Annotated in this window: 9 protein-coding genes; 3 read left to right on the top strand and 6 right to left on the bottom strand. The window is 45.5% G+C overall.

The features are described 5' to 3' along the window. From lptB to miaA, 6 genes are all read right to left on the bottom strand, one after another. On the bottom strand, positions 1-492 hold a 492-nt coding region (lptB, locus tag BG260_RS06495), incomplete at its 3' end, for an LPS export ABC transporter ATP-binding protein (protein ID WP_083750141.1). Between the two features lie 22 nt (positions 493-514). Further along, positions 515-1,558: a M42 family metallopeptidase gene (locus tag BG260_RS06490; RefSeq protein WP_069131153.1), complete on the bottom strand. Its 1,044-nt coding sequence runs from the start codon at positions 1,556-1,558 to the stop codon at positions 515-517. A gap of 3 nt (positions 1,559-1,561) precedes the next feature. After that, positions 1,562-2,263 (bottom strand): phosphoribosylformylglycinamidine synthase subunit PurQ, encoded by a 702-nt coding sequence (purQ, locus tag BG260_RS06485; RefSeq protein WP_069131152.1) that lies wholly within the window; start codon positions 2,261-2,263, stop codon positions 1,562-1,564. A 4-nt stretch (positions 2,264-2,267) separates the two neighbouring features. Further along, on the bottom strand, positions 2,268-2,600 hold the full coding sequence (locus BG260_RS06480) for an ATP-dependent Clp protease adaptor ClpS (protein WP_245683912.1): 333 nt from the start codon (positions 2,598-2,600) through the stop codon (positions 2,268-2,270). Positions 2,601-2,607: 7 nt separating this feature from the next. Then, positions 2,608-2,856: a phosphoribosylformylglycinamidine synthase subunit PurS gene (purS, locus tag BG260_RS06475; protein ID WP_069131150.1), complete on the bottom strand. Its 249-nt coding sequence runs from the start codon at positions 2,854-2,856 to the stop codon at positions 2,608-2,610. 35 nt (positions 2,857-2,891) lie between these two features. Then, on the bottom strand, positions 2,892-3,824 hold the full coding sequence (gene miaA, locus BG260_RS06470; protein ID WP_069131149.1) for a tRNA (adenosine(37)-N6)-dimethylallyltransferase MiaA: 933 nt from the start codon (positions 3,822-3,824) through the stop codon (positions 2,892-2,894). A gap of 206 nt (positions 3,825-4,030) precedes the next feature. On the opposite strand from miaA, the gene dnaN reads away from it, so the two are divergent. The 3 genes from dnaN to BG260_RS06455 all read left to right on the top strand — a co-directional run bounded on the left by dnaN (position 4,031) and on the right by BG260_RS06455 (position 6,849). Continuing rightward, positions 4,031-5,146 carry a DNA polymerase III subunit beta gene (dnaN, locus tag BG260_RS06465; protein ID WP_069131148.1) on the top strand — a complete coding sequence of 372 codons (1,116 nt, stop codon included), beginning with the start codon at positions 4,031-4,033 and terminating at the stop codon, positions 5,144-5,146. Positions 5,147-5,152: 6 nt separating this feature from the next. Further along, positions 5,153-5,941 carry an SAM hydrolase/SAM-dependent halogenase family protein gene (locus BG260_RS06460; RefSeq protein ID WP_069131147.1) on the top strand — a complete coding sequence of 263 codons (789 nt, stop codon included), beginning with the start codon at positions 5,153-5,155 and terminating at the stop codon, positions 5,939-5,941. A 104-nt stretch (positions 5,942-6,045) separates the two neighbouring features. Further along, entirely contained in the window at positions 6,046-6,849 is an 804-nt protein-coding gene (locus tag BG260_RS06455) for a class I SAM-dependent methyltransferase (protein ID WP_069131146.1), read from the top strand. Positions 6,850-6,853 lie beyond the last annotated feature (4 nt).

The following is a 6,853-nucleotide window of genomic DNA, read 5'->3' as shown; positions in this document are numbered from 1 at the left end:
GGCAAACGGCTCATCCAACAGAATAAATTTTGGGTCAGTTACTAACGCACGGGCAATTTCTGTACGTCGCCGTTCGCCACCTGAGAGACTGTAGCCCTTGTTGTTTACAACTTTTTGTAAGCCGAACTCTTCTACAAGTTCATCCACACGTTGCTTGATCTCTTTTTTAGAATATTTATGAAATTCGAGAATCGATCGCAGATTATCCCGAACCGATAAATTTCTAAAGACACTCGCCTCCTGTGCCAGGTACCCCACTCCCATTCGTGCCCGCTGATACATCGGCTTGCGTGTAATGTTTTTTTCATTGAGATAGACACTGCCGGAATTGGGTTTGACAATGCCGGTAAACATATTGAAGGTGGTTGTTTTACCGGCTCCATTCGGGCCGAGAAGCCCTACAATTTCACCCTGATTTACATTGATCGACACATTATCCACAACCACACGCTTGCGATAACTTTTGACCAGATCATGGCTGTGAAGCTTCATGGGGTCGGTATGTTGATCTGTTCTATTCATCTGTAAATTTGTATGAACCAATATTCTCAATACAGAGTGCAGTCAGTTCGATACCGGCCTCCACATCTTTGATGGAGCAGGTCTCTGCCGTGCTATGGATATAGCGAACCGGGCATGAGATTGAGGTGACATGACTTCCAATTCCAACCAGGTACTGCATGGCTGAGGTGTCGGTTCCGCCTGCTGTTAATACCTCTCGCTGATACGAAACGTTATGATCATCAGCTAATTGCTCGATAAAATTTACAAGTGAAGGTGTGCAGATTACGCTCTTATCCATAATCTTAATACCGATTCCCTCCCCCAGTTTTGTACACACTTCATGATCGCCAACACCGGGCAGGTCGTTGGCCAGGGTCACATCAAGATTCAGCCCGATATCGGGTTGAATTGACTGTGCCGCCACCCGTGCTCCGCGAATCCCAACCTCTTCCTGAACGGTAAATACACCGTAAAAATCACAATTTGTATTGGATGCCCGACGAATGGCTTCAATCAGAATGTAAACAGAAATGCGGTTATCAAGGGATTTTGATGAGAAACAGTCACCGAGTTTGAGAAGATCCCTGTCTCTGGTGATGGGTGTGCCGTTGGGAATGAGTTCTTTTACCTTGTCTGCAGGTAGCCCGGTATCAATAAATAGGTTCTTGAGATTTGATTTGGACTTTTTCTCACTCTCGGTTTGAATGTGAATCGGTTTTGATCCAATCACTCCTGGGATTGTCTCCTTTCCGTGAATTAATACCCGTTGGGTGATGAGCGTTTCAGGATCAAACCCGCCCAACGTAGAAAACCGGATAAACCCGTTATTGTCAACATGGGTTGAAATAAGTGAGATTTCGTCCATGTGGGCCGAGGCCATCACTTTTGGCCCGTCTCCTTTTAAACGAACAATCAGATTGCCCATGCGATCGGTTTGATACTCATCCACATGGGGTTTAACATGCTTCACAATGGTATCCCGAATACCCGATTCATGTCCCGGTGCACCGGGTGCGGCAATAATCTCGTTGAGTAAGTCGACGTTGAGGCTCATCAATTAAGCGATTTCCAATCGGTCAAAAACAGAATCGAAGAAGAGTTTTCCGTCATCAGAGCCGAGCACTTTTTCCATAGCTCTTTCAGGGTGCGGCATCATACCGAGTACATTCCCCGGCTTGTTGGTGACTCCTGCAATCGCGGAGACAGAACCGTTAAAATTGGATTCAACTGTCAAATTTCCTTCTTCATCGCAATACCGGAACGCAATCTGATCGTTCTCTTCGAGTGAAGCAAGTCCATCCTCGTCAATAAAATAATTTCCTTCGCCGTGCGAGACGGGAATATTGATTACCTGCCCTTTCTGCATAGCCCCGGTAAAGAGTGATCGGGTGCTTTCAACTCGAATATGTACATTCTTGCAAACAAAGCGGAGCTTTTCATTATGAAGCATGGCACCCGGCAGCAGGCTCGATTCAAGTAAAATCTGGAAGCCGTTACAAATTCCGAGAACCGGATTCCCTTTTTGAGCGTACTCCACAACAGAGTTCATAATCGGAGAGAAGCGGGCAATGGCACCGGACCGGAGGTAATCGCCATAGGAGAAGCCGCCGGGAACAATCAGCAGATCGATGTCTGACAGGTCGGTATCTTTATGCCACAGAAATTTGGTTTCTGCGTTCATTACATGTTTCATTGCGTGGTATGCATCGTGATCGCAATTAGATCCCGGGAAAACGATCACTCCAATTTTTTTTGACACGGTATTACCCTTTAATTTCTGTGATAAGTTGAATTTCCTGTAAAACGGAATTGACCTTCAGACACTCTTCAAAGCTGCCTTCAAAAACAGTGGCCTTTCCTTCGTTATGAACCTGTAAGGTGTAATTTTCGGCCTGTTGAACACTGCACCCAAGCGCTTTAATTAATTGATTGATCACTTCATCAAATGTGTGAACATCATCATCATATAAGATGACACGCCAGGGAGTGTCGATCGATTCATCCTCTTCCGTTTTCTCAAGCACATCCGCATCGGGAGTTTCGGCAGGTTTGTCTGCCGAACATTGAGTCATCCATACGTTTGTGATTGAGAACATAGCTGTATTACTGTTTTTCGATCTGAATGGTGTAATCTTCCATTACCTCATTAGCCAGAAGTTGAGAGCAGGCAGTATCGGCAATTTTTTGCGCTTCATCTTTAGAGCTTGCATCAATATCGAGCTCAATCAGTTTGCCGATCCGTACATTATTGATGTCCGTCAATCCCAAATTCTGAAGCGCATGGTGGGTAGCTTTTCCTTTTGGATCGAGGATCGATTTTCTCAGCGTAACGTTAACTATTGCTTTGTACATAAGTGGTTTTTGGCGGTTTTAGGAATGTGTATAAGTTAACCTTTCTGCGACTTAGCTGCTACCCGTTGTTGGATGTATTGAACACACTCTTCCTCAGATTTTTCATGGCGGTTGATCCACTCGACAAATGGCCACCGCCGCAGCCATGTGATCTGCCGCTTGGCATATCTTCGGGTTGCTGTTTTTATGTCGGCGATCATTTGCTGTTCTGAAATTTCACCATTTAGAAATTGAATTGCCTGCCGGTACCCAACGGTTTGAAGTGCCTGGAGATCCGGGCTATATCCTTGTTCAAGCAAAGATTTTGTCTCTTCTGCCAATCCCCGTCGTATCATCTCATCGGTACGCTTTTCAATTCGTTTGTGCAGAATCTTGCGCGGATGATGCAGTGCAAAAAAGTAAACATGTTCGGGAAGTTCAATCTCATTATTTGAGTGAAAGCTGCTAAACGGTTTCCCTGTTTGCTGCCAAACATCGAGCGCACGAATGATTCGTTGGCGGTTCATGCCATCCATTCGTTCTGCATAATCGGGGTCAACTTCCTTCAATCTATTGTAGAGATTTTCTACTCCCTCCCGGTCTGCCTGCAAATTTAAAGATTCAATATTTTTCTTATCCGAAGCGGGAATGTCATCGAGGGGCTGAATCAGCGACTTAAGGTGAAGTGTGCTGCCGCCACAAAATATCACATTTTTTCCACCCGATTCAATCTTATCGGCGGTTGCCAGCGCACGTTCTCTGAATTTTGCAACACTGTCCTCTTCATTCAAATCCAGTTCGGAGATGTTGTGGTGTGGAACCAGCCGGAGCTCGTCAGGTGTTGGCTTTGCTGTGCCGATATCAATTTTTTTATAGCACTGGCGTGAATCTACAGAGATGATTTCTGAGTTGTTTCTTAAAGCAAGTGCAATGGCCAGCGAGCTTTTGCCCGAAGCTGTGGGGCCGGCAATAATGATTCGTTTTTTCATGGTGATGTAAGATACCGGATATCACGGAACTCTACAGATAGAAATCCTGTAGCTAAAGCAGTTTAACCGATGAAATTGTCTGCCAAAGACCTTACTTTACAGTTGCAGGAAGGGGCAGGATTTGTTAGTATGGGCTTTTTGAAAGAGCCTGCAATTTTCAAAAAAAAGAGACTCATCAGACCTTTAAAATAGATTGATATCTGATTATGAAATTTAATGTATCCAGCAGTGATTTAAACCAGGGACTCTCAGCAGTTTTCGGTGCGGTTCCAAGCAAAGCAACACTTCCTATTTTAGAGACTGTTCTGTTCGAATCGGAAGACGGACGGCTGAAGTTGACGGCAACCGACCTGGAGATTTCCATCATTGAATATATTGATGCCGAAATTGAAGAAGAAGGTGCTGTGGCAATTCCCGCCAAGCGTCTTCTGGAAACATTGAGACAGCTGCCGGATATATCGGTTTTCTTTGAAGTGGATGCTTCGCACAATGTGAAGTTCAAAACCGACAAGGGAAATTATAAGCTGATGGGCGAAGAGGCCGATGAGTTTCCGGAAATTCCCAATATGAACGAGGGACAGACCCTGAATACTGAGACGGAGTTGATTCAGAACGCTATCGGCAAAACGATGTTTGCTGTCTCGACCGATGATCTTCGCCCGGCTATGATGGGGGTTTATTTTGATATCGGAGAGGCTGAAAGTAAGTTTGTGGCTACAGACGGGCACCGGCTGGTTCGATTCGTAAACCGAAATCTGACATCCGATAAACCCGTCTCATTTATCGTGCCGGACAAAGCACTGAGCCTGGTATCAAAAGCTCTGGATGGCGCAGATTGTGAGCTGACGGTTTCCGATGATCACGCACAATTCAAGAGCGGCAACACAATTATTATCACCCGACTGATCAATGAGCAGTATCCAAATTACGAGTCTGTGATTCCGCGTGACAATGACAAAGAGCTAAGCGTTGATAAAAATCAGATGCTGGCTACCGTTAAGCGAGTCTCTGTTTTTTCAAGCTCCACAACCCGACAAATCCGCCTGCAACTGGGAGCCGACAAACTCACCATTCGTGCCGAAGATATCGACATGAGCAGCGAGGCGAAGGAAACAATTGCGTGCGATTACAGTTTTGATGATATGGAAATCGGGTTCAACGCTAAGTATCTGGCTGATGTTCTCTCTAATGTAGATGGAGATGAAGCTAAATTTGAATTTTCGACACCAAATCGTGCAGGAATTGTAAAGCCGGTGGAAGAGGACGAAGGTGAAGAGATGCTGATGCTTGTAATGCCGGTGATGCTCAACAACTATGCATAGGCTGTCATGTCGAATATTGTTACACTTACTACAGACTTTGGGCTGCAAGATCACTACGTAAGTGTAATGAAGGCGGTGATGCTGGAGGTTAGCCCGGATCTTCGCTTTATTGATATTTCCCACCAAATTCCGCCACAGGATATTATGGCCGGCGCCTGGGTGTTAAAAAATGCCAGTATGGAATTTCCTCCGGGAACCGTTCATCTGGTGGTAGTTGATCCGGGTGTTGGTACAGAGCGGCATGCCGTTGCAGTAAAAATTCAAGACCAGCTTTTTGTAGGGCCCGACAACGGTATCTTTTCTTTGATCGGGGATGAATACGAGTACGAAGCCTATCGGCTCAGTAATTCAAAATTCTGGAAAAAAAAACCATCAAACACTTTTCACGGACGAGATATATTTGCTCCTGTAGCGGCACATTTGGCTAACGGTGTGTCTTTAAGTGATCTGGGGGAACCTGTTGAAGAGTTGGTGACCTATCGCTGGGCGGTACCTATTTCAGACCGGGATGGAATTCAGGGCTGGGTGATTCATATCGACCGGTACGGAAATTTGGTTACCAATATCACATCTGAGATGATCAGGGAGTCCGTGAACTCATCACGGTTCAGAATTTATGCCGGCAATACTATTTTGGATAAGATTGTGCCCACCTTCAACAGTGTGGAGGATGGCGAGCCGGCGGCATATATCGGGAGTTCAGATACATTGGAAATTGCCATCAACAAAGGCAACGCACAGGAGATGTTAGGTGTTCAGAAAGGTGCACAGATCTCCATCATCATACAGAAATAGAGAGATTTGTCACGGCTGCAACTCTGACAACGCCCTGACGTACTATGGAAGGGTTGCGGGTAGTGCAGCTAACTGTTCATCCTGAAAATTCAGTATTGCTCAATATGAAACTACAAGTCCGGTCACCACGTCACGATCGGGAGGTTATCGAAATCCCTTCCAAAGTATCGAAACTTGCTACGCCGTTTAACGGGTCCATTGCATCTGCCAAGGGAGATGAGTATAAAATCACAAACAATGTGATTGACCTGCTGCCGGATGAGCTGGAGTATTCGATTGCACAGAGTACCAACCACTGGAAACTGACTGCATCGGTTTATGAAGATTTGTGGAGAAAACGATCCTTGTCCCTTCTCACAGGTGAAGAGTTTCCGATTGAAAAAGAGCAGGAGCTTTTGATAGAATGGATGAACCCGCAGCCACAGAAATGGTATCTGGATGTAGGCTGTTCGACGGCGCTCTATGCACGTACGCTGAAGAAGCATGAGCCAAAAAGCGAACAGGTAGCCGTTGATTTTTCTGATGTGATGCTGCAGGAGGCCCGGCTAAAAGCGGAAGCTGAACAGGTTGATCTCTATCTGGTGAAAGCAGATGGCCGGAATCTGCCCTTTTTTGCCGGTACGTTTGATGGCCTCAGTATGGGAGGCACCCTGAATGAACTGACGGACGAATTGAAAGTTCTTTATGAGTGCAGGCGGGTTTTAAAAAGTGACGGTACACTATTTATGATGCATCTGATCAAAGCGGGATCGTGGTATGGCCGGCTGTTTCAGGAGTCAGCTGAGTGGGGAGGCCTGCAGTTCTGGTCTGTTGATGAAAGCAATTTACTATTCAGAAGAGCCGGCTTTAAGGTTGAAGAGCAGTTTACAAAAGGGATTGTTTGTTTTACGAAATTAAAACCTAATTGAATTA

This window comes from Rhodohalobacter halophilus (genome assembly GCF_001715195.1).
GTDB lineage: Bacteria > Bacteroidota > Rhodothermia > Balneolales > Balneolaceae > Rhodohalobacter > Rhodohalobacter halophilus.
The sequence above is the reverse complement of the archived record's forward strand: the minus strand, read 5'-3'. Positions and strand labels throughout refer to the sequence as shown.

Bases quoted from the DNA above. Each gene is read 5' to 3' on its own strand.
- BG260_RS06480 (WP_245683912.1), bottom strand. From the start codon at position 2,600: ATGTTCTCAATCACAAACGTATGGATGACTCAATGTTCGGCAGACAAA.
- miaA (WP_069131149.1), bottom strand. From the start codon at position 3,824: ATGAAAAAACGAATCATTATTGCCGGCCCCACAGCTTCGGGCAAAAGC.
- purS (WP_069131150.1), bottom strand. From the start codon at position 2,856: ATGTACAAAGCAATAGTTAACGTTACGCTGAGAAAATCGATCCTCGAT.
- dnaN (WP_069131148.1), top strand. From the start codon at position 4,031: ATGAAATTTAATGTATCCAGCAGTGATTTAAACCAGGGACTCTCAGCA.
- BG260_RS06455 (WP_069131146.1), top strand. From the start codon at position 6,046: ATGAAACTACAAGTCCGGTCACCACGTCACGATCGGGAGGTTATCGAA.
- BG260_RS06460 (WP_069131147.1), top strand. From the start codon at position 5,153: ATGTCGAATATTGTTACACTTACTACAGACTTTGGGCTGCAAGATCAC.
- BG260_RS06490 (WP_069131153.1), bottom strand. From the start codon at position 1,558: ATGAGCCTCAACGTCGACTTACTCAACGAGATTATTGCCGCACCCGGT.